The sequence below is a fragment of the Streptosporangium sp. NPDC020072 genome (genome assembly GCF_040631445.1).
Classification (GTDB): Bacteria; Actinomycetota; Actinomycetes; order Streptosporangiales; family Streptosporangiaceae; genus Streptosporangium.
On sequence record NZ_JBEYAB010000014.1, the window covers coordinates 218,056 to 238,552 of the forward strand.

A 20,497-nucleotide genomic window follows, 5' to 3' on the forward strand; every position below is an offset into this window, starting at 1 on the left:
CTGTTACGACTCCTTCGAGAGCGAGACGAGAACGTCATCGCCGTCGATCTTCACTTGGTAGACGGGGACGGGCTTTGAGGCGGGCGGGCCGGTGGGCTTGCCTGAGCGCAGGTCGAAGCACGAGCCGTGCAGCCAGCATTCGAGCGTGCCGTCGTAGACCTCGCCCTCGCTGAGCTTCACCTCCGCGTGGGAGCACACGTCGTGCAGGGCGTAGACCTCGGCTCCCCTGCGGACCAGGGCGACCGGTGTCTCCCCGACCTCGACGCCGATCACCCCGTCGTCGGGGATGTCGGTGATCTTGCAGACCTTCTCGAACGTCACTTCTCCAGCTCCGCCTCGACCTTGGCGAACACCCGCCGGCGCAGCTCGTCGAGCTCGATCTTCTCCAGGAGCTGCGCGAAGAAGCCCCTGATCACCAGGCGGCGGGCCTCCTCGAACGGGATGCCGCGGGCCTGGAGGTAGAAGATGTGCTCGTCGTCGAGACGCCCTGAGGCGCTGGCGTGACCGGCCCCCGCGACCTCTCCGGTGAGGATCTCCAGGTTCGGCACCGAGTCGGCGCGGGCGCCGTCGGTCAGCAGGAGGTTGCGGTTGAGCTCGTAGGTGTCGGTGCCCTCCGCCTCGACCCGGATGATCACGTCGCCGATCCAGACGGCGTGCGCGTCCTCACCCTGCAGCGCGCCCTTGTAGACGACGTTGCTCCTGCAGTTGGGCTTGGAGTGGTCGACCAGCAGGCGGTGTTCGAGGTGCTGGCCCGCGTCCACGAAGTACAGGCCGGTCAGTTCGGCGTCGCCGCCGGGCCCCTCGTAGGAGACCGAGGGCGAAAGCCGTACCAGGTCGCCGCCGAGGGTGACCACGAAGCTGCGGAAGGTCGCGTCCTTGGCGAGCAGGGCATGGTGGTGCGAGACGTGGACGGCGTCGTCGTCCCACTCCTGCAGGCTGACGACCTTGAGCGTGGCGCCCTCGCCGACGACGAACTCGACGTTGTCGGCGTAGACCGCGCTGCCCTGGTGCTCGATGACGACGACGGCCTCGGCCATCGGCTCCAGCCTGACCAGGGTGTGGCCGTAGGCCGGGCCGTCGCCCGAGCCGGTCACGGTGACGACGGTCGGGGCGGAGGCGACCGCCTCGCGCGGCACGGTGATGACGGTCGCCTTCTCGAAGGCGGCATAGGCCTGGGCGCTGACCCGGTCGGCGGGCACGTAGGCCCTGCCGAGCCGCTCGTCGTCACGGCCCACGGTCTCGACCGTGACCTCGGGGGCCGCCTCGATGCGGACCACGACTCCACCGGAGGCGGCGGCACCGGTGTGCAGGCCCTTCAGGCGAGACAGCGGGGTGAAGCGCCACTCCTCCTCACGGCCCGTCGGGACCGGGAAGTCCGCGACGTCGTAGGAGGCCTTCTCGTGGAGGGTCGACAGGGGTTTGGTTTCGAGACCCATCAGCCGACGGCTCCTTCCATCTGCAGCTCGATCAGGCGGTTCAGCTCAAGGGCGTACTCCATGGGGAGCTCGCGCGCGATCGGCTCGACGAAGCCGCGCACGATCATCGCCATGGCCTCGTCCTCGTCCAGACCGCGGCTCATGAGGTAGAAGAGCTGGTCGTCGGAGACCTTGGAGACCGTGGCCTCGTGTCCCATGGAGACGTCGTCCTCGCGCACGTCCACGTAGGGGTAGGTGTCGGAGCGGCTGATCTGGTCGACCAGCAGCGCGTCGCACTTGACCGTGCTGGCGCTGCCGTGCGCGCCCTCCTCGATCTGCACCAGACCGCGGTAGGAGGTACGGCCGCCGCCCCTGGCGACGGACTTGGAGATCACCGTCGAGCTGGTGTTGGGAGCCAGGTGCACCATCTTGGCGCCGGCGTCCTGGTGCTGGCCCTCACCGGCGAAGGCCACGCTCAGCGTCTCGCCCTTGGCGTGCTCGCCCATGAGGTAGACGGCCGGGTACTTCATCGTGACCTTGGAGCCGATGTTGCCGTCGATCCACTCCATGGTCGCGCCCTCGTAGGCGACGGCGCGCTTGGTGACCAGGTTGTAGACGTTGTTCGACCAGTTCTGGATGGTCGTGTAACGGCAGCGGGCGCCCTTCTTCACGATGATCTCCACGACCGCGCTGTGCAGCGAGTCGGAGGAGTAGATCGGCGCGGTACAGCCTTCCACGTAGTGGACGTAGGAGTTCTCGTCCACGACGATCAGGGTCCGCTCGAACTGACCCATGTTCTCGGTGTTGATCCGGAAGTAGGCCTGCAGCGGGATCTCGACGTTGACGTTCGGCGGCACGTAGATGAAGCTGCCACCGCTCCACACGGCCGTGTTCAGCGAGGCGAACTTGTTGTCGCCCACCGGGATCACGGTGCCGAAGTACTCCTTGAAGATCTCCTCGTGCTCCTTGAGGGCGGTGTCGGTGTCGACGAAGATGACACCCTTCTCCTCAAGGTCCTCACGGATCTTGTGATAGACGACCTCGGACTCGTACTGGGCGGCGACGCCGGCGATCAGGCGCTGCTTCTCCGCCTCGGGGATGCCGAGCTTGTCGTAGGTGTTCTTGATGTCCTCCGGAAGCTCCTCCCAGGAGGAGGCCTGCTTCTCGGTCGAACGCACGAAGTACTTGATGTTGTCGAAGTCGATCCCGCTGAGGTCGGAGCCCCAGTTGGGCATGGGCTTCCTGTCGAACAGCCGCAGGCCCTTCAGACGGAGGTCCAGCATCCACTCCGGCTCGCTCTTGAGCGCGGAGATGTTGCGGACGACCTCCTCGGACAGCCCACGGCGGGCCGCGGCCCCCGCGGTATCGGAGTCGGCCCAGCCGAACTTGTAATTCCCGAGGCCTTCCAGCTCCGGGCGGTCGGTGACAGTCACCTTCCGGTCTCCTTGCTCGTTTCGTCGATCACTTCATGGGTTGCCGGGGCGGTGCCCCGCGGGTCCGTCGCCGCGCCTGCCACGCGGCCGTCCCGGGCCCTGCCGTCCCCCCGGTGGGGACTCACGTGGGTGGTGCACACCCCGTCGCCGTGGGCGATGGTCGCCAGCCTCTGCACCGGGGTGCCGAGGATCTGCGCGAACGCCTCCGTCTCCGCCTCGCAGAGCTGAGGGAACTCGGCGGCGACGTGCGCCACCGGGCAGTGGTGCTGGCACAGCTGCTCGCCGCCGAGGCTCGCCTTGCTCGCCGAGGCGGCGTAGCCGTCCGCGGACAGGGCCTCGGCCAGGAAGCGCACCCGCTGGTCGGCGGGGACCTCGCGCAGCTCGTGGCGCAGGCGCCGGACCAGGCCCGCCACCTGTGACCTGGCGAACTCGGCGACGGCTCCCTCGCCCGCCCGCTCGGCCAGGAAGCGCAAGGCGTTTCCCGCGAGCCCGTCGTAGGCGTGCTCGAAGGCGCTGCGGCCCGCGTCGGTTATGGCGAACAGTTTCGCCGGCCGTCCTCGCCCGCGCTGGCCCCGGGGGCGTGCCGTACGGGGTTCGATCATCCCGTCGGCGAGCAGCGCGTCCAGATGGCGGCGGACGGCGGCGGGGGTGAGCCCGAGCCGTTCGCCGAGGGCGGGGGCGGTGATCGGTCCGCGTTCCAGGATGAGCCGGGCGACACGCGCACGCGTGCTGCGCTCGGCGGACACGCCGGAGAGCCGCGCGGGGGCGGCCTCTTCCGTGCCCGACATCTTGGTCACGTATTTCACAACATCAGTGTGCCGTAATTGCTTCCCCGCTTACAAACCGTCGTCCGGCTTGCGAAGAATGCGATTTATCACGCAGGTAAGGCTTACCTAAGCTGCGCAAACGTCATCCTGCGGCTTGCCCGGCCGCACGCCCACGGCAGGCGCTGGCGAGGAGGCACGGGCGGCGCCCACCGTCCCGGACCTCTCCAACGCCCGGGACTCCCAACCCGGGCCGGGGCCTCCCGATTCCCCGTCACGAGAAGTCTCGGCAAAGAAGTTTTTACCCGGCCGAGCCTCTCCGCGGGACCCGGCTCCGTGACGCCGTGGCGGCGGCGCCGTACGGCACCGTCACGTGTACGGCACGCCAGGTGTCCGGCGTCCTTGACACCCCGGATCGGGGACGGCCCGGACGACCGTCCCCCGGGCGGCAGGAGGGCGTGTCAGCGCGTGCGGCGCACGAGGTCACGGGGCCGGAGCTTCGGCGCGATCCTCCCCGGATCTCCGGCCGGGCGTGGCCGTGACGCCCCCGCGGGCGCCGCCGTGTTCCCCGGCTCAGGTCCGCCAGCGTGACCGCCCCGGTGAGTCCCTAAACTCGTGCCCATGGAATCCCCAGCCGTCGAGATCAGCGATCTGGTCAAGAGATACGGCCGCGCGACCGCGATCGACGGTCTCACGCTGAGCGCGGACCGTGGCGCGGTGACCGCGATCCTCGGCCCGAACGGCGCGGGCAAGACCTCGACCATCGAGATCTGCGAGGGGTTCCGCAGGGCCGACGGCGGCACGGTCCGGGTGCTCGGGCTCGACCCGTCCAGGCCGGAGCTGCGCGCCAGGGTCGGGGTGATGCCGCAGGCCGGAGGGGTGCCCCCGGCGGCGCGCTGCGGTGAGTGGCTGCGCCTGATGTCCCGTTTCCACGCCCGTCCGCTGGATCCCCCGGCGCTGCTGGAGCGGCTCGGCCTGTCCGAACACGTCCGCACGCCGTACCGCAGGATGTCGGGCGGCCAGCAGCAGCGCGTCTCGCTGGCCGCGGCCGTGATCGGCCGCCCCGAGCTGGTCTTCCTCGACGAGCCGACCGCGGGCCTCGACCCGCAGGCGCGGCACGCCTGCTGGGAGCTGGTCGGCGACCTGCGCGCCGCCGGGGTCTCCGTGGTGCTCACCACCCACCACATGGACGAGGCGGAGAAGCTCTCCGACCGGGTCGTGATCATCGACCGCGGCCGGGTCGTGGCCGACGGCACCCCCGCCTCGCTCACCGGTGCCGAACGGCAGCTGCGCTTCCGCGCCCGCCCCGGCCTCGCCCTGGACGAGCTGCTCACCGCGCTGCCCGCGGGCAGCGCGGCCAAGGAGTCGCCCTCCGGGCACTACATCATCGAGGGGCAGGTCGTGCCCGAGCTGCTGGCGACCGTGACGACCTGGTGCGCCGCGGAGGGGGTCACCGCGGACGATCTGAGCATCGAGCGCCGCACCCTGGAGGACGTCTTTCTCGAACTGACGGGACGTGAGCTGCGGTGACCCCTCCCGAGCACGGCCCGTGTCGGACCCGCAGGAGAACGCAGTGACCACCCTGGACCTCACCCCCGCCCCCGGCGCCGCGCCGCTGAGCCGGATGGTGCTCGCGCAGACCGGGGCGGAGATCAGAGCCACGCTCCGCAACGGGGAGCAGCTCCTGCTGACGCTGGTCATCCCGGTGCTGCTGCTCGTCGGCTTCTCCGCCGCCCCGCTGGTGAACGTCGGCGGCGGCTCCCGGGTCGACTTCGTCACCCCCGGGGTGCTCGCGCTGGCGGTGATGTCGACGGCCTTCACCGGGCAGGCCATCGCGACCGGCTTCGAGCGCAGGTACGGCGTGCTGAAGCGGCTGGGCGCCACCCCGCTGTCGCGGACCGGCCTGATGCTGGCCAAGACGCTCTCCGTCGTCGCCGTCGAGGCCCTCCAGATCGTGGTCCTGTGCCTGGTGGCCCTCGCCCTCGGCTGGCGTCCCACGGGTTCCCCGTTCGCCGCGCTGCTGCTGCTCCTGCTGGGCACCGCGGCCTTCAGCGGGCTCGGGCTGCTGATGGCGGGCACGCTGCGCGCCGAGGCGACGCTCGCCGGGGCCAATCTGGTCTACCTGGTCCTGCTCGGCTGCGGCGGGGTCGTCTTCCCGCTGTCGGTCTTCCCCGACTCGGTCGAGCCCGCGCTGCGGCTGCTGCCGATCAGCGCGCTGACCGGCGGGCTCCGCTCGGTCCTCACCTCGGGCGCCGGGCTGCCGCTGGGAGCGGTGCTCGTCCTGGCCGCGTGGGCCGCGCTGACCCTCGGTCTCGCATCCCGGACATTCCGCTGGGAGTGACCCACCGGATAGGTAAGGTGTGAACGCCTATGTGGTTCGTGACACGAGGAGTTCCATGACCGCCGAAGCCCTGCAGGGGCCCGCCGAGCCGTACAAGTCCGGCATGCCCAGGCCGGGGATGCTGCTGCGGTCCGCCTCCGACGCCATCCCGCCGTCCGGGCTGGTGCTGCTGGCGATCCTGTCCGTCCAGGTGGGAGCGGGTTTCGCCAAGAACCTGTTCGCCCAGCTCCCGCCGAGCGCGGTGGTCTTCCTGCGGATCGCGACGGGCGCGCTGATCATCGGCCTGGTCGCGCGGCCCAGGCTGCGGGGGCTCAGCCGCTCCGACCTCGGGATCGGGATCGGCTTCGGCGTGACGCTGGGCGTGATGAACCTGTCGTTCTACCAGGCGCTCGCCGAACTGCCCATGGGCATCGCGGTCGCGATCGAGTTCCTCGGCCCGCTCGGGGTCGCGGTGGCCGCCTCTCGCCGCCGTCTCGACCTGCTGTGGGTCGTCCTGGCGGGCTCCGGCGTGGTGCTGCTGGCGCCGTGGGGGACCTCCGGCTCGCGCATCGGCTGGGCGGGCATCGGGTTCGCCCTGATCGCGGCGGTCTGCTGGGCGGGCTACATCCTGCTGGCCGCCGCCGCGGGACGTCGTTTCCCCGGCGCGACCGGACTGTCCTTCGCGATGATCGTCTCGGTTCTGCTGGCCGCCCCCGCGGGGATCGCGGCGGGGGGCGCCGACCTGCTGCGTCCCGAGATACTGCTGATCGGGCTCGGGGTCGGCCTGCTGTCCTCGGTGATCCCGTACTCGATCGAGATGGAGGCGCTGCGCAGGATGCCGAAGCGGGTCTTCGGCATCCTGATGAGCCTGGAGCCCGCGGTCGCCGCGCTGGTCGGGCTGCTGGTGCTCGGTGAGGTGCTCCAGGCGCGTGAGTGGGCGGCCATCGGCTGCGTGGTCATCGCCAGTGTCGGCGCCACCCGGACCTCCAGGGGAACGCCGGGCTGAGCCGTCTATTCGGGCCCGGGTTTGGCCCAGATGCCCCTGACGTGCCGGATGTGCTCGTCCATCAGCCGTTCCGAGCCCTGGCTGTCGCCGGCCGCGAGCAGGTCCAGGAGCTGGAGGTGCTCACGGGCGGAACCGACCAGCGCGCCCCGGGCCGACAGGGCGGACAGGCCGTAGAGGCGGGCGCGCTTACGCAGGTCGCGCACCACGTCCACGAGGTGGGTGTTGCCCGCGAGTGCCAGCAGGTCCACGTGGAAACGGACGTCGGCGTCCACGTAGGCGAGCAGGTCACCACGCTCGGCCGCGTCGACGATCTCCTGGGCCACGGGCCGCAGCGCCTCGAAGCTCTCGGCCAGGCCCGTGTCGGCCAGCCTCGCGACCGTGGGCACCTCGATGAGTTTGCGGATCTCGGTGATCTCGTCCAGGTCGCGTTCCGACAGCTCGGTGACCCGGAAGCCCTTGTTGCGCACCGCCTCGACCAGGCCCTCCTTGGCCAGGTCGAGCATCGCCTCGCGCACCGGGGTCGCGGAGACCCCGAACTGGGCGGCCAGCACCGGCGCCGAGTAGACGACGCCGGGCCGCATCTCACCGGTGATCAGAGCGGCCCGTAACGCGTGGGCCACCTGCTCGCGCAGGCTCTGCCGCTCGCCCACGGCCGGCAGGTCGAGCCGGTCCTGCGCCGAAGGAGCCATTCCCGTGCCTCTCGTCTCGCACTCGTCGACTCTTGCAGGCGGCGGACGCCGTCGAGGCCTCCCCGCTCCGTGCCCACTTTCTCGAACGCCCGGGTCCCGTGCCGTGAGGCACCGGCGACAGGTTCCCGGGTTCCCGGCCGGATGACCGGTGGTGATCATAGCGCTCCGCAGAGGGGATGGGCCGATCCTCCGCACTCGGGGGACAACTCCGCGGGCTCCGACGGCTTCCGACGCCCGGTGCGCGCCGCCGTACCCGGCGGACAGCTCGGGAGGGGGCGGCCGTGACCACGGTAGGCCGTCGCGGGTCAGCCTACTCCCGTGGAGGGGAATCCCGGGGGCGTACGGCGTGCTCGCCGGGACGTCCCCGGGTTCACAGCAGGAACCCCTCGGGGAAGGGGTCGCGGGGGTCGAGGAAGTACTGCGCGGTCCCGGTGATCCACGCCCTGCCGGTGATGGCCGGGATCACCGCGGGCAGCCCGGCGACGCTCGTCTCCCCGGCGATCCTGCCGACGAAGCGGGTGCCGATGAACGACTCGTTCACGAAGTCGGCGCCGGGGGCGAGCTCACCCCTGGCGTGCAGCTGGGCCATCCTGGCGCTGGTGCCCGTGCCGCACGGCGAGCGGTCGAACCAGCCGGGGTGGATGGCCATCGCGTGCCGCGAGTGGCGGGCGTCCGAGCCGGGGGCGGTGAACTGCACGTGGTGGCAGCCTCTGATCGCGGGGTCGAGGGGGTGCGCCGGCTCGTCCTGTTCGTTGATCGCCTCCATGATCGCCAGGCCCGCGTCGAGGATGCGCCGCCCGTGCGAACGTTCGAACGGCAGGCCGACGGACTCGATCGGCAGGATCGCGTAGTGGTTGCCGCCGTAGGCCAGGTCGTAGACGACCTCGCCCAGCCCGTCGACCCGGACCGTACGGTCGAGGCCGACCACGAAGGAGGGCACGTTGGTGATGGTCACCGAGGTCGCCGCGCCGTCCTCGACCCGCACCTCGGCGACGACCAGCCCGGCGGGGGTGTCCAGGCGCACGACCGTCACCGGTTCGGTGACCTCGACCATCCCGGTCTCGACCAGGACGGTCGCCACGCCGATGGTGCCGTGCCCGCACATGGGCAGGCAGCCGGAGACCTCGATGTAGAGGACCCCGAAGTCGGCGTCGGGACGGGCCGGCGGCTGCAGGATCGCCCCGCTCATCGCCGAGTGGCCGCGTGGCTCGTACATGAGCAGGGTCCTGACGTGGTCCATCTCCGCCATGAAGCGCAGGCGGCGCTCGGCCATGGTCGCGCCGGGAACGACGCCGACTCCCCCGGTGATCACGCGGGTCGGCATGCCCTCGGTGTGGGAGTCGACCGCGTGAAAGACCCGTCTCGTCCTCATCGGCCCTCCTTCTCGGTTCCCTCCCCCGTAACCGTAAGGGCCCCCGTGACCGTAAGGGCCCGCAGCGTCGCCTCGCGCACGGCGGTCTCCTGCTCCGGCGACAGCGGCAGCCTCGGCGGACGGCACGGCCCGCCCCGCAGCCCGGCCAGGTCCATGGACAGCTTGACGGCCTGGACGAACACGGTCGCCGAGTCCCAGCGGAGCAGCGGGTGCAGAGCGCGGTACAGCGGCAGCGCCGTGACCAGGTCTCCCGCGACGGCCGCCCGGTACAGGGCGGCGCAGGGGCCGGGAAGCGCGTTGGGGAATCCGGCGACCCAGCCCACCGCGCCCGCGACGGCCAGTTCGAGCATCACATCGTCGGCGCCCGCGAGCAGGTCGAGGCCGGGGGCGAGTTCGGCGATCCGGTAGGCCCTGCGGACGTCGCCGCTGAACTCCTTGACCGCGACGATCAGGCCCTCGCCGTACAGCCTGGCCAGCAGGTCCGGGGTGAGGTCCACCCTGGTGTCGTGGGGGTTGTTGTAGGCCACGACGGGCAGGCCCGCCGCGGCGACCTCGCGGTAGTGCTCGACCACGGCCCGTTCGTCGGCCCGGTAGGCGGTCGGCGGCAGCAGCATCACCGCGCCGCATCCGGCCTCGCGTGCCTGCTCGGCCCAGCGGCGCGCCTCGGTCGCCCCGTAGGCGGCCACTCCCGGCATGACCCGGTCTCCGCCGACGGCCGCGACCGCCGTCTCGACCACCCGGGCCCGTTCCTGCGGGGTCAGCGTCTGGTACTCGCCCAGTGAGCCGTTCGGCACCACACCGTCGCAACCTCCGTCGAGCAGCCCCCGGCAGTGAGCGGCGTAGCCGTCCAGATCGATGGAAAGGTCGTCCGTCAGGGGAAGCGCGGTGGCCACCGTCACGCCGTGCCAGGGCCTGTCCCGGTCCGTCGTCATCAGACTCCTCAGGGGGTCTCGGGGGGAGGGTTCGCCAGGTCGCCGAGCCGTACCGGCTGGGCGATCGGGCGCCGGGGCGGCTCGGGGCCGTCGCCGGCGAGGGCGGCGACGGCGTGTCCGCACATCCGGCCCTGGCACCAGCCCATGCCGGGCCGGGCCAGGAGTTTCACGGCGCGGGCGTCGCGGGCGCCCAGGGAACGCGCCTCGCGCACGGCGGAGAGGGGCACCTCCTCGCACCGGCAGATCAGGGTGTCCTCGCGCAGCCAGCCCTGCCAGCCGGGCCGTACGGGGTAGGCCCGGGCCAGCGCGCGGGCGAAGGCGGACAGGCGGGCCACGCGTCGGGAGAGGGCGGGCAGCGGCGGGACACGGCGGCCCAGGTCCGCGGCGGCCGCCCGGCCCGCCACCCGCCCCTCGGCCTCGGCGAGCAACGCCCCGCCCACCCCGGTCGTCTCCCCGGCCGCGTAGACGCCGGACACGCTCGTGCGCATGCCCGCGTCGACCGCCACGACGGGGGTGCCGTCGGCCTCCTGGCGGGTCAGGCAACCGAGCTGGACGGGCAGCTCGATCTGGGGGACGAAGCCGTATCCGCAGGCCAGGGTGTCGCACTCGACGGTTCTGGTGGCCAGGGGGCGCCAGCGTGCGTCCAGTCTCGCCACCGTGACGTGGGTCAGGGCGTCGCGGCCGTGCGCCTCGATCACCGCGTGACGGCCGAGGTAGGGAACGCGGTGCCCGGCCAGGCTCACGCCGTACCCGAGGGCCTCGGCGGCCCTGCCCGCGGCGAGCAGCGGGTGCCTGGCGAGGCCGAGGCGGCCGTTGGCCTCGTAGACGCCGCGCACGTCCGCTCCCGCCCTGGCCAGGCCGGCGGCCACCGGCAGCAGGAACGGCCCGGTCCCGGCGACCACGACCCTGTCCCCCGCGACGACGAGGTCGCCTTTGAGCAGGGCCTGCGCCCCGCCCGCCGTGAGCACGCCGGGCAGGTCCCAGCCGGGGAAGGGCAGCGGCCTGTCGTGGGCGCCGGTGGCCAACAGCAGCCTCCTGGCGGTGACCGTGCGGGGCCGTTCCTCACGGTCGCCTTCGAGGCAGCGCACGGCGAACCCGTCGCCGGTGTCCTCAACCGCCCAGACGCGGTGCCCGAGCAGTACGGCCGCGCGGGAGGTGAGCGTCTCCCACTGCCTGGCGAACCTGCCGAGCCCGTGGTGAAGCGTCTCCTGACGGGTGGCGTGGAACCCCTCGGGCAGATGGCGGAAGTACTGGCCGCCGGGACGCGGGGCGCCGTCGATCAGCACGACGTCCAGCCCGGCCAGGCAGGCGCTGAGCGCACCGGCGACCCCGGCCGGGCCCGCTCCGACGACGGCGAGGTCGTATCCGCCGCTCACCGGTCGCCCTCCCCGGTGGTGATCCGGTCGCCGGGCCGCGCCTCGGTCAGGCAGGCCCGCAGGGACGGGACGCCGTTGACCGTGACCAGGCAGTCGAAGCAGACGCCGATGCCGCAGAACAGCCCGCGTGGCCTGCCCTCCCGGCGGGTGAGCCGCCAGGAGCGCACGCCCGCGCCGTGCAGGGCCGCGCCGACGGTCTGCCCGGGGACGACGGGGACGGGAACGCCGTCCACGCTGATCTCGAACTCCGCCTCGGGACGGGCCCGCACCAGGTCGTACGGCCGTCCGCGGTCCTCGGGTCTCATCGGCGTGCCTCCTCGAAGCGTCCTGGCCGGAAGGGGCTCAGATCCAGGTCGGGGGTGACGCCGGCCAGGGTCTGGGCGAGCAGGTGACCGGTCGCGGGGGCCAGGCCGATGCCTGCGCCCTCGTGGCCGCAGGCGTGGTGCAGTCCCGGAGCCGCGGGGTCCTCCCCGATCACGGGCAGGTGGTCGGGGCTGTAGGGGCGGAAGCCGCAGTAGGCCCGGATCACCCTGCGCCCGGCCAGCACGGGGAACAACTCGACGGCCTGGCAAGCCAGGCGTTCCAGCACCGGGATCGAGGTCGTGCGGTCGAAGCCGACGCGTTCCCGGCTTGCGCCGACGAGCACGGGCCCCGAGGGGGTCGCCTCGACGACGGCCGAGGTCTCCAGGTCCTCCGAGTCGCTGGCCACGTCGGTGACGTAGGCGGCGGTGTAGACCTTGTGCCTGATCAGCGGCTCCGGGATCGGCTCCGTGACCAGCACGAACCCCCTCCTGGGCAGGATCGGCAGGCCGGTGCCCGCCATGGCGGCGATCTCACCGCTCCAGGTGCCCGCGGCGTTGACGACGGCTCCGGCGAGAATGTCGCCGTGGTCGGTCGCGACGCCGGTGACCCGGCTCCCGGCGCGCAGCAGGCCGGTGACGGTGACGCCGGTACGCAGCATCAGGGTGCCCCCGCCGAAGCGTTCGGCGCCGCGCCGGATCAGCCCGGCCGCCGCCAGCGCGGGCTGGACCTGGGCGTCCTGCGGGTAGAGCACGCCTCCGGCCATGCCGTCCGCCAGGTGGGGTTCGTGGTCTCCGAGCGCGTCCGGGGGGACGACGACGTGCTCGGCTCCCTGCCCCGCCTGCGCCGTGGCCAGGGCGGTGAGGGCGGTGAGCTCCCGGGAGGTCCTGGCGACCACCAGGCCGCCCTTCGGCTCGTACTCGAACCCCCCGCCACCGCCTTCGGCGGCCAGGCCGAGCCAGAGGTCGCGGGAGAGCAGGGCCAGGGCGAGCTCGGGTCCCGGCGCCTTGTCCGAGACGAGGACGTTTCCCTCTCCGGCCCCCGTGGTGCCCGCCGCGACCGATCCCCGGTCGACGACGAGGGTGTCCAGGCCCGCGCGCGCCGCGTAGTAGGCGCAGGCGGCCCCGACGGCTCCCGCGCCGATCACCACGACGTCCGGCATGATCCACCTCGTTCCCGGATCGGCCCACCAGTAACATGTCACATGCTTTTCGGGGGATCAATCGGCCGCCACCCTCCAGTTCAGCCGATCTCCGCCGCGCGGTCCACCCGCCCTGCCGTGTCCCGGCCCGAGCGCGTGGGGCAGCGGCGGGACCACCGCCCACGCCACCTAGCATGTGAGCCGTGAACCACCTCCTCGACCAGGCACGTCCACGTGCCCTTGGCTTCCTGCCCGGGGTGTTGTCCCCCACGCCCGCGATCCTGCGCCGTTGGGCACTGGCGACCGTCGTCGTCAACGTGGGCATCGTGGTGACCGGCGCCGTCGTACGGGTCACCGGCTCCGGCCTCGGCTGCCCCACCTGGCCCCGGTGCACCGCCGACAGCTTCATCCCGGTCGCCCACGCCGACATCTCCCCGATCAACATGGCCGTGGAGTTCGGCAACCGGCTGCTGAGCTTCGTGGTCCTGATCGTGGGGCTGGCCTGCCTGGTCTCGGCCGCGCGGCTGCGTCCCCGGCGCCGCGACCTGACGACGCTGGCCTGGATCCAGCCGGCCGGGGTGGCCGCGCAGGCGCTGTGGGGCGGCCTGGTCGTGCGCACCATGCTCAACCCGGTGACCGTGAGCGTGCACTTCCTGCTCTCCATCGGCATGCTCGCCGCCGCCGTCGTCTTCCTCGCCCGCGCCCAGGAGGGAGACGCGGCGCCCGAACCGCTGGTCCATCCGGCCATCCGCACGCTCGGTCTCGCGCTCGTGCCCGCGGTGGCCGTCCTGCTCGTCGCGGGTGTCGTGGTGACCGGCACCGGGCCGCACTCGGGGGACGAGGCCGCCTCCCGCTTCGCCTTCGACATCGAGACCGTGGCCAGGATCCACGCCGACGTGGTCTACGTCGTGGTCGGGCTCACCTTCGCCCTGCTGTTCGCGCTGTACGTCACCGGGGCGCCCGCCGCGGCCCGGCGCGCGGCGCTGACGCTGCTGGGCGTGGAGCTGGCCCAGGGCGTCATCGGGTACGTCCAGTACTTCCTGGCCCTGCCCGCCTTCCTGGTCGGCCTGCACGTCTTCGGCTCGACGCTGGTGTGGATCTACGCGCTGCGGGTGGGGTTCACGCTGCGTTCGCGGGGGCCGCTCGGGGCCGAGCGCCTCGCGTCCTCCTGATCCACCCAAAGATCGCAAATAGCCCGGAAATATCGGCAAAAATGGCCGTATGACCGGCTTATTGGCACTGTCACGCCCCACCATGCGACGCCTCTACCAGGGGCTCGTCCTGCTGAGCGTGCTGGCGCTCGCCCCGCCGACCTGGGCCCGGCTGTCCAGCTCCGGGCACACAGCGGTCGCCGACTCCTCCCCCACCTGGACCACGGGCGTCCCCCCGGCCCCCACGGCGCTGGTCCTCGGCGCCGCCGCCCCCGGTGGCCGTCCCTCCCCGATGCTGGCCAGGCGGCTGGACGTCTCCGCCGAGCTGTACCGGTCGGGCAGGGTGCGGACCCTGCTGCTGTCCGGCGACAACAGCAGGAAGGACTACGACGAGCCGACCGCCATGCGCGACTACCTGATCGCCCGCGGCGTCCCCCCACGCGCCCTCGTGCTCGACTACGCGGGCTTCGACACCTGGGACTCGTGTGTACGGGCTCGCCAGGTGTTCGGGGCGACGAAGGTCACCGTGGTGACGCAGCTCTTCCACCTGCCCAGGGCCGTGACGCTGTGCCGCGCCGCGGGCCTGGAGACGTTCGGCGTCGGCGACGACTCGGCCACCCGATGGGCCGCGACCACCTACGCCGGCGCCGTCCGCGAGTTCGGCGCCGCCGCGAAGGGCTTCCTGGACGCGGTCGTGCTGCGCTCCTCCCCCGTCTTCCCGGGGCCGCGCGAGACCACCCTGGACACCGCGCTCCACACGGCGGCTCAGTCGGGACGCGGGTAGGGGGCCTGCCGGGGGTGCGGTGAGTACGGCGTGGGCCCCCAGGGCTGCGCCTGCGCGCCGTACGGCCCGGCACCGCCGGGGGCGCTCGGCGGCGGGAACGCCGAGCGGGCGTCGGCCATGCACTGCAGCAGGGCCTGCTGCTCCTCGTTGAACGTGTGCTCGTCGATCACGTGTCGTCTGGCCCGCTCGTGCAGCAGGCCCAGCTCGGTGGCGGCGAGCTGGTAGTCGCGCATCGCCCGCAGCCCCGCGCCGCCACCGTTCTCCTTCGCCCACTGCCTGGCGTTGCGGCGCCCGGGCAGTGAGGAGAGCATGACCACGTCATACGGCCCGACCAGGCCCGTCGCCCCGTAGGCGGGCAGGTAGGTGGTGATCAGCCCGACGATCCGCTTGCGGTCCCTGAAGACGATCCAGATCAGCACCACCAGCACGACCAGCAGCAGCAGGTAGGCGGCGGCCAGGCCGCCCACGCCCACGTAGGAGGCCAGGCCGTTCCAGATGCCGTGCAGCAGCATGGCGCCGGCCCAGCCCGCCGCGACCACCCAGGTGCGTCCCGGCCCCCGGCGCTGGGCGGCGTAGGCGACCGCGACACCGATCATCGAGGTGAACAGCGGGTGGGCGAACGGCGACAGGATGCCCCGCAGCACGACCGTCACGGCCAGCCCCCTGGCCCCCATCTCGTGCAGGGCGGCCACGTAGTAGCTGACGTTCTCGCTCATCGCGAAGCCGAGGCCGACCATGCTGGCGTAGATGACGCCGTCGGTCGGCCCGTCGAGCTCGGCCCGCCTGAACCTGAGCAGGCCCAGCAGGACCAGGCCCTTCATCGTCTCCTCGACCACCGGGGCGCCGAAGGTGGCGGCGATGTTGCGCGCGCTGTCGTAGCCGAGCTGGACGGTGCTCTCGATGTAGATCAGGCCGAGGGAGTTGACCACACCGGCCACCAGGACCGCGACCCCGGCGCCCCAGGCGAAGGCGAAGATCAGGTTGCTGCGGGGCTCGGGCTCCATCCGGTCCAGCGCCAGCACCGCCGCCAGCAGCACGGGGACCGGCGCGAGCGCCAGGGCCAGGGCGATGAAGAAGTAGACCGGATCTCCGTTGAGCAGGTCGAAGGAGAAGGAGGCCAGCGCGCACAGACCGGCCACGACGAGCCCCGCGATCAGCGCGACGGACGGGCGGTCCCTCAAGACCCAGCGGGGATCACGGCTCGCCATGCGGCAACCGTAACCGATCAGCCACGACGTGTCCCCTCTCGCCTCATGGTGGTCCGTAACCGGCCACGAAGAGGTATTGCCGGACAGGGCGGCACGAAACGGTGGGACCCCTCGGAACGGGCGGGCTCAGACGAGCAGGGAGTCGACGGCGACCGCGAGGAAGAGCAACGCCAGATAGGCGTTCGACCAGTGGAAGAAGCGCATCGGCCGCAGGTCCACACCGGTCTTGCCCGCGTTGACCCGGCCGAGGAGGCGGTAGACCTCCCACAGGCAGGCCGCGCCGAGGACGGTGGCCACGACGGGGTACAGGAGCGTCGTCCCCGCGATCGGCCACAGCAGCAGCGAGCACAGCACCGTGGCCCAGGTGTAGGCCAGGCTCTCCAGCACCACCCGGCGCTCGGTGGCGACCACGGGAAGCATGGGGACCTTCGCCGCGGCGTAGTCCTCCTTGTAGCGCATGGCCAGGGTCCAGGTGTGCGGCGGCGTCCAGAAGAACACCACGCCGAAGAGCACGACGGGGGCCCAGGAGAGGCTCCCGGTGACGCCCGCCCAGCCGATCAGCACCGGCATGCAGCCCGCGATGCCGCCCCACACCACGTTCTGCGGGGTCCTGCGCTTGAGGATCATCGAGTAGACGAGCACGTAGAAGAGGTTGGCCGCCAGCGAGAGCAGCGCGGCGAGCCAATTCACCGTCAAACCCAGGCCAAGAGTCGACAGCACGCCGAGGACGACGCCGAAGATCAGCGCGTTCGTCGGCGGCACCTGGTCACGGGCCAGCGGGCGGCGCCGGGTGCGGCGCATCGCCGCGTCGATGTCGCGGTCGATGTAGCAGTTCAGCGCGTTGGCGCTGCCCGCGGAAAGGGTGCCGAAGACCAGCGTGCAGACGGCGATCCACAGCGGGGGCAGGCCCTTGGCCGCCAGGAACATCACCGGCAGCGTCGTGATCAGCAGCAGCTCGATGATCCGCGGCTTGGTGAGGGCGACATAGGCCTTCACGACGTCGCCGAACGAGCGCGGCGCGTCGGACGCGGCCGCCTCCGTCGCGGGCGGGGTCGTCGATTGCTTGTCGGTCAGCACCATTTACGGCGCTTCCAGCACGTGCGGGGTCAACGCGTAACCTCTGATTGAGAGCGAATCCGTGGATGCGGGCACCAGCCAGCCTGAGCAATCAACTGTAGTTGTTGGGGTGGCCGGTTCCGGCATGGGGTGGGGAAGCGGCACGATGTGATGCCTTGGGGGGCTGTGTCCACATCTGTTGAAGCTCCTGCGGACTCGCCCCGGCTCAGCCTACGCAACGGTAGCGATGCCGAACCGTTAGGGTCCGGTGTGGGCGGGAAAAGCCAAACCGGCGCCACCATCACACGAATAGATCCGGAGATCGAGCAGTTGAGCAGCGAACTCGTGCCAGCCCTTGAATGGAGCGACCTTGACCGCCGGGCGGTCGACGTCGTACGGGCCCTGGCGATGGACGCGGTAGAGAAGGCGGGATCCGGTCACCCGGGCACCGCGATGAGCCTGGCGCCCGCCGCCTACCTGCTTTTCCAGCGGTTGATGCGCCATGACCCCTCCGATCCCACGTGGGTGGGCCGGGACCGTTTCGTGCTCTCCGCCGGGCACTCAAGCCTGACCCTCTACATCCAGCTCTTCCTGTCCGGCTACGGACTGTCCCTCGACGACCTGAAGAGCCTCCGCCAGTGGGGCAGCCTCACCCCGGGGCACCCCGAGCACGGCCACACCGTCGGCGTCGAGACGACCACGGGCCCGCTGGGCCAGGGCATCGGCAACGCCGTCGGCATGGCCATGGCCGCCCGCCGTGAGCGCGGCCTGTTCGACCCGGCCGCCGCCGAGGGCACCAGCCCCTTCGACCACACCATCTGGTGCATCGCCTCCGAGGGCGACATCGAGGAGGGCATCAGCCACGAGGTCAGCGCCCTGGCCGGTCACCAGAAGCTCGGCAACCTGGTCGTCGTCTTCGACAGCAACCACATCTCCATCGAGGACGACACCCAGATCGCGCTGAGCGAGGACATCGTCAAGCGCTACGAGGCGTACGGCTGGCACGTCCAGACCGTCGACTGGACGGCGGGCGACACCTACTCGGAGAACGTCGCGGAGCTGTACCAGGCCCTTGAGGCCGCCCGCGCCGAGACCGGGAAGCCCTCCTTCATCAGGCTGCGCACCGTCATCGGCTGGCCCGCCCCCAACAAGCAGAACACCGGCAAGGTCCACGGCTCGGCCCTGGGCGCCGACGAGGTCGCCGCCACCAAGGAGATCCTGGGGCTCGACCCGGCCAAGAGCTTCGACGTTCCCGGCGAGGTGCTGGAGCACGCCCGCGAGGTGGTCGCGCGAGGCCGCGCCGCCCACGCCGAGTGGGAAAAGGGCTACATCGCCTGGCGGGAGGCCAACCCCGAGCGGGCCGCGGAGTTCGACCGCATCTCCGCCAGGCTGCTGCCCGCCGGCTGGACCGAGGCGCTGCCGGCCTTCGAGCCCGGCGCCTCCGTGGCGACCCGCAAGGCCTCCGGCGAGGTGCTGGGCAGCCTGGCACGGGTGCTGCCCGAGCTGTGGGGCGGCTCGGCCGACCTCGCCGAGTCGAACAACACCACGATGAAGGGCGAGCCGTCCTTCATCCCCGACGAGTACCAGACCAAGGAGTTCCCCGGGAACCGCTACGGCAGGACGCTGCACTTCGGCATCCGCGAGCACGGCATGGGGGCCATCCTCAACGGCATCGCGCTGCACGGCGGCACCCGGCCCTACGGTGGCACGTTCCTGGTCTTCAGCGACTACATGCGCCCCGCCGTACGGCTGGCTGCGCTGATGCAGCTGCCGGTCGTCTACGTGTGGACGCACGACTCCATCGGCCTCGGCGAGGACGGCCCGACCCACCAGCCGATCGAGCACCTGTGGTCGCTGCGCGCCATTCCCGGCCTCGACGTGGTGCGGCCCGCCGACGCCAACGAGACCGTCGCCGCCTGGCGGACCGTGATCGAGCACACCGACCGCCCGGCCGCGCTGGCGCTGACCCGGCAGAACCTGCCGGTCTACGAGGGCACCGCCGACGCGGAGAAGGTCGCCAAGGGCGCCTACGTGCTCCAGGACGCCTCCGACGGGCAGCCCGACGTCATCCTGATCGGCACCGGCTCGGAGGTCGAACTGGCCGTCGGGGCCCGTGAGCTCCTTGAGGCCCAGGGCATCTCCGCCCGGGTCGTCTCGATGCCGTGCGTCGAGTGGTTCAACGCCCAGGACGCCGCCTACCGGCAGACGGTGCTGCCGCCGGCGGTCCGCGCGAGGGTCGCCGTCGAGGCGGGAATCGGGCTGGGCTGGCGGGAGTTCGTGGGAGATGAGGGGGAAGTGGTCAGCCTGGAGCACTTCGGAGCCTCGGCTCCCTACAGGACCCTTTACGAGCAGTTCGGTCTCACCGCCGAGCGCGTGGCCGCCGCAGCCAAGGCAAGCCTCGCCAGGACCGGGGCCGACAAGGGCGAGACGACGGGAAATTGATCATGAGTGAGATTCTCAAGAGCCTATCCGACCAGGGCGTCTCCATCTGGCTTGACGACATCAGCCGGGAGCGCCTGCGCACCGGCAACCTGGAGGCGCTGATCCGCGACAAGCACGTGGTCGGCGTCACCTCCAACCCGACGATCTTCGCCTCGGCGCTGAGCAAGGGCGACGCCTACGACACCCAGCTGCACGACCTCGCCGTGCGGAGGGTGGAGGTCGAGGAGGCGGTGCGCGCCATCACCACCTACGACATCCGCTGGGCCGCCGACGTGCTCAGGCCCGTCTACGACGCCACCGGCGGCGTCGACGGCAGGGTCTCCATCGAGGTCGACCCCCGCCTGGCCAGGAAGACGGACGAGACCGTCGCCGAGGCGCGGGCGCTGTGGTGGATGGTGGACCGTCCCAACCTGTTCATCAAGATCCCCGCGACGGCCGAGGGCCTGCCCGCGATCACGCAGGCGATCTCGGAGGGCATCAGCGTCAACGTCACGCTGATCTTCTCCCTCGAACGCTACCGCGCGGTCCTGGACGCCTGGCTGACCGGCCTCGAACGGGCCAAGGCCAACGGCCTGAACCTGGCGGGCATCGAGTCGGTCGCCTCCTTCTTCGTCAGCCGGGTCGACACCGAGATCGACAAGCGCCTGGACAAGGTCGGCACCCCCGAGGCCGGGGCCCTCAAGGGCAAGGCCGCGGTCGCCAACGCCCGCCTGGCCCACGCCGCCTACGAGGACGTGGTCAACTCTCCGCGCTGGCAGGCGCTGAGCGCCGCGGGGGCCCGCCCGCAGCGCCCGCTGTGGGCCTCGACCGGCACCAAGGACCCCAGCTACCCCGACACCCTCTACGTCGACGAGCTGGTCACCCGGAACACGGTCAACACCATGCCGGAGAAGACCCTCAACGCCGTCGCCGACCACGGCCGCGTCACCGGCGACACCGTTCGCCCCCACTACGAGGACGCCTGGAACACCATGGCCGCCCTCAAGGAGGCCGGCATCGACTACGACGACGTCGTGCGGGTGCTGGAGGAGGAGGGCGTCGAGAAGTTCGAGGCCTCCTGGAACGAACTGCTGGCCACCGTCGCCGCCGAACTCCGGAAGGCGTGAAA

19 protein-coding genes are annotated in these 20,497 nt (G+C 71.7%); 7 read left to right on the top strand and 12 right to left on the bottom strand.

Going from position 1 to position 20,497, the window contains the following annotated elements:
• Nucleotides 1-3: 3 nt before the first annotated feature.
• From ABZ470_RS31265 to ABZ470_RS31280, 4 genes are read right to left on the bottom strand one after another with little or no spacing between them, the layout of a single operon-like run.
• Nucleotides 4-321, bottom strand: a complete 318-nt coding sequence (locus ABZ470_RS31265; RefSeq protein ID WP_362915912.1) for a non-heme iron oxygenase ferredoxin subunit — start codon at nt 319-321, stop codon at nt 4-6.
• The gene (gene sufD, locus ABZ470_RS31270) at nt 318-1,436 is read right to left on the bottom strand and encodes a Fe-S cluster assembly protein SufD (RefSeq protein ID WP_362915914.1); all 1,119 of its coding nucleotides are present in this window, start codon (nt 1,434-1,436) and stop codon (nt 318-320) included. The genes ABZ470_RS31265 and sufD overlap by 4 nt, the downstream gene beginning before the upstream one ends.
• Nucleotides 1,436-2,848: a Fe-S cluster assembly protein SufB gene (sufB, locus tag ABZ470_RS31275; protein ID WP_352013172.1), complete on the bottom strand. Its 1,413-nt coding sequence runs from the start codon at nt 2,846-2,848 to the stop codon at nt 1,436-1,438. The genes sufD and sufB overlap by 1 nt, the downstream gene beginning before the upstream one ends.
• Nucleotides 2,845-3,636, bottom strand: a complete 792-nt coding sequence (locus tag ABZ470_RS31280; RefSeq protein WP_352013238.1) for a helix-turn-helix domain-containing protein — start codon at nt 3,634-3,636, stop codon at nt 2,845-2,847. Before ABZ470_RS31280 ends, sufB begins: the two co-directional genes overlap by 4 nt.
• A gap of 597 nt (nt 3,637-4,233) precedes the next feature.
• On the opposite strand from ABZ470_RS31280, the gene ABZ470_RS31285 reads away from it, so the two are divergent.
• The 3 genes from ABZ470_RS31285 (at nt 4,234) to ABZ470_RS31295 (ending at nt 6,938) form a co-directional block, all read left to right on the top strand.
• Entirely contained in the window at nt 4,234-5,142 is a 909-nt protein-coding gene (locus tag ABZ470_RS31285; RefSeq protein ID WP_352013173.1) for an ABC transporter ATP-binding protein, read from the top strand.
• A gap of 94 nt (nt 5,143-5,236) precedes the next feature.
• Entirely contained in the window at nt 5,237-5,953 is a 717-nt protein-coding gene (locus tag ABZ470_RS31290; protein WP_362915978.1) for an ABC transporter permease, read from the top strand.
• 55 nt (nt 5,954-6,008) lie between these two features.
• Nucleotides 6,009-6,938, top strand: coding sequence for an EamA family transporter (locus tag ABZ470_RS31295; protein WP_352013174.1), 930 nt, complete (start codon nt 6,009-6,011; stop codon nt 6,936-6,938).
• Nucleotides 6,939-6,943: 5 nt separating this feature from the next.
• On the opposite strand, the gene ABZ470_RS31300 is transcribed toward ABZ470_RS31295, so the two are convergent.
• From ABZ470_RS31300 to ABZ470_RS31325, 6 genes are all read right to left on the bottom strand, one after another.
• Nucleotides 6,944-7,627 (bottom strand): GntR family transcriptional regulator, encoded by a 684-nt coding sequence (locus ABZ470_RS31300; RefSeq protein WP_362915916.1) that lies wholly within the window; start codon nt 7,625-7,627, stop codon nt 6,944-6,946.
• A gap of 370 nt (nt 7,628-7,997) precedes the next feature.
• Complete coding sequence (locus tag ABZ470_RS31305) at nt 7,998-8,999, bottom strand: proline racemase family protein (protein ID WP_362915918.1); 1,002 nt, start codon at nt 8,997-8,999, stop codon at nt 7,998-8,000.
• Entirely contained in the window at nt 8,996-9,931 is a 936-nt protein-coding gene (locus ABZ470_RS31310; protein WP_362915920.1) for a dihydrodipicolinate synthase family protein, read from the bottom strand. Before ABZ470_RS31310 ends, ABZ470_RS31305 begins: the two co-directional genes overlap by 4 nt.
• Nucleotides 9,932-9,939: 8 nt before the next feature.
• Nucleotides 9,940-11,307, bottom strand: coding sequence for an FAD/NAD(P)-binding oxidoreductase (locus tag ABZ470_RS31315; protein WP_362915922.1), 1,368 nt, complete (start codon nt 11,305-11,307; stop codon nt 9,940-9,942).
• Nucleotides 11,304-11,612, bottom strand: coding sequence for a (2Fe-2S)-binding protein (locus ABZ470_RS31320; protein ID WP_362915924.1), 309 nt, complete (start codon nt 11,610-11,612; stop codon nt 11,304-11,306). Before ABZ470_RS31320 ends, ABZ470_RS31315 begins: the two co-directional genes overlap by 4 nt.
• The gene (locus tag ABZ470_RS31325; protein ID WP_362915926.1) at nt 11,609-12,769 is read right to left on the bottom strand and encodes an FAD-binding oxidoreductase; all 1,161 of its coding nucleotides are present in this window, start codon (nt 12,767-12,769) and stop codon (nt 11,609-11,611) included. The genes ABZ470_RS31320 and ABZ470_RS31325 overlap by 4 nt, the downstream gene beginning before the upstream one ends.
• 182 nt (nt 12,770-12,951) lie before the next feature.
• On the opposite strand from ABZ470_RS31325, the gene ABZ470_RS31330 reads away from it, so the two are divergent.
• Entirely contained in the window at nt 12,952-13,920 is a 969-nt protein-coding gene (locus ABZ470_RS31330) for a COX15/CtaA family protein (RefSeq protein ID WP_362915928.1), read from the top strand.
• A gap of 49 nt (nt 13,921-13,969) precedes the next feature.
• The gene (locus ABZ470_RS31335) at nt 13,970-14,683 is read left to right on the top strand and encodes an ElyC/SanA/YdcF family protein (protein ID WP_362915930.1); all 714 of its coding nucleotides are present in this window, start codon (nt 13,970-13,972) and stop codon (nt 14,681-14,683) included.
• Here the strand turns inward: ABZ470_RS31335 and ABZ470_RS31340 are convergent.
• Both ABZ470_RS31340 and ABZ470_RS31345 read right to left on the bottom strand, forming a co-directional pair.
• Nucleotides 14,665-15,891, bottom strand: a complete 1,227-nt coding sequence (locus ABZ470_RS31340) for a PrsW family intramembrane metalloprotease (RefSeq protein ID WP_362915932.1) — start codon at nt 15,889-15,891, stop codon at nt 14,665-14,667. The two genes, ABZ470_RS31335 and ABZ470_RS31340, sit on opposite strands and share 19 nt — an antisense overlap.
• A gap of 126 nt (nt 15,892-16,017) precedes the next feature.
• On the bottom strand, nt 16,018-16,971 hold the full coding sequence (locus ABZ470_RS31345) for a heme o synthase (RefSeq protein WP_352013184.1): 954 nt from the start codon (nt 16,969-16,971) through the stop codon (nt 16,018-16,020).
• Nucleotides 16,972-17,355: 384 nt separating this feature from the next.
• Here ABZ470_RS31345 and tkt point away from each other — a divergent pair, with 384 nt between their 5' ends.
• Together tkt and tal are read left to right on the top strand one after the other, a co-directional pair.
• Entirely contained in the window at nt 17,356-19,389 is a 2,034-nt protein-coding gene (gene tkt, locus ABZ470_RS31350) for a transketolase (protein WP_362915980.1), read from the top strand.
• 2 nt (nt 19,390-19,391) lie between these two features.
• Complete coding sequence (tal, locus tag ABZ470_RS31355; RefSeq protein ID WP_352013186.1) at nt 19,392-20,495, top strand: transaldolase; 1,104 nt, start codon at nt 19,392-19,394, stop codon at nt 20,493-20,495.
• Nucleotides 20,496-20,497: the final 2 nt, after the last annotated feature.

What these genes read in the sequence shown, in the direction of transcription:
- tal (WP_352013186.1), top strand. Translation starts at nt 19,392, where the DNA reads ATGAGTGAGATTCTCAAGAGCCTATCCGACCAGGGCGTCTCCATCTGG.
- sufD (WP_362915914.1), bottom strand. Translation starts at nt 1,436, where the DNA reads ATGGGTCTCGAAACCAAACCCCTGTCGACCCTCCACGAGAAGGCCTCC.
- ABZ470_RS31320 (WP_362915924.1), bottom strand. Translation starts at nt 11,612, where the DNA reads ATGAGACCCGAGGACCGCGGACGGCCGTACGACCTGGTGCGGGCCCGT.
- ABZ470_RS31325 (WP_362915926.1), bottom strand. Translation starts at nt 12,769, where the DNA reads ATGCCGGACGTCGTGGTGATCGGCGCGGGAGCCGTCGGGGCCGCCTGC.
- ABZ470_RS31290 (WP_362915978.1), top strand. Translation starts at nt 5,237, where the DNA reads ATGGTGCTCGCGCAGACCGGGGCGGAGATCAGAGCCACGCTCCGCAAC.
- ABZ470_RS31305 (WP_362915918.1), bottom strand. Translation starts at nt 8,999, where the DNA reads ATGAGGACGAGACGGGTCTTTCACGCGGTCGACTCCCACACCGAGGGC.
- ABZ470_RS31300 (WP_362915916.1), bottom strand. Translation starts at nt 7,627, where the DNA reads ATGGCTCCTTCGGCGCAGGACCGGCTCGACCTGCCGGCCGTGGGCGAG.
- ABZ470_RS31335 (WP_362915930.1), top strand. Translation starts at nt 13,970, where the DNA reads ATGACCGGCTTATTGGCACTGTCACGCCCCACCATGCGACGCCTCTAC.
- ABZ470_RS31280 (WP_352013238.1), bottom strand. Translation starts at nt 3,636, where the DNA reads ATGTCGGGCACGGAAGAGGCCGCCCCCGCGCGGCTCTCCGGCGTGTCC.
- ABZ470_RS31285 (WP_352013173.1), top strand. Translation starts at nt 4,234, where the DNA reads ATGGAATCCCCAGCCGTCGAGATCAGCGATCTGGTCAAGAGATACGGC.
- ABZ470_RS31340 (WP_362915932.1), bottom strand. Translation starts at nt 15,891, where the DNA reads ATGGCGAGCCGTGATCCCCGCTGGGTCTTGAGGGACCGCCCGTCCGTC.
- ABZ470_RS31345 (WP_352013184.1), bottom strand. Translation starts at nt 16,971, where the DNA reads ATGGTGCTGACCGACAAGCAATCGACGACCCCGCCCGCGACGGAGGCG.
- tkt (WP_362915980.1), top strand. Translation starts at nt 17,356, where the DNA reads ATGGACGCGGTAGAGAAGGCGGGATCCGGTCACCCGGGCACCGCGATG.
- ABZ470_RS31310 (WP_362915920.1), bottom strand. Translation starts at nt 9,931, where the DNA reads ATGACGACGGACCGGGACAGGCCCTGGCACGGCGTGACGGTGGCCACC.
- ABZ470_RS31295 (WP_352013174.1), top strand. Translation starts at nt 6,009, where the DNA reads ATGACCGCCGAAGCCCTGCAGGGGCCCGCCGAGCCGTACAAGTCCGGC.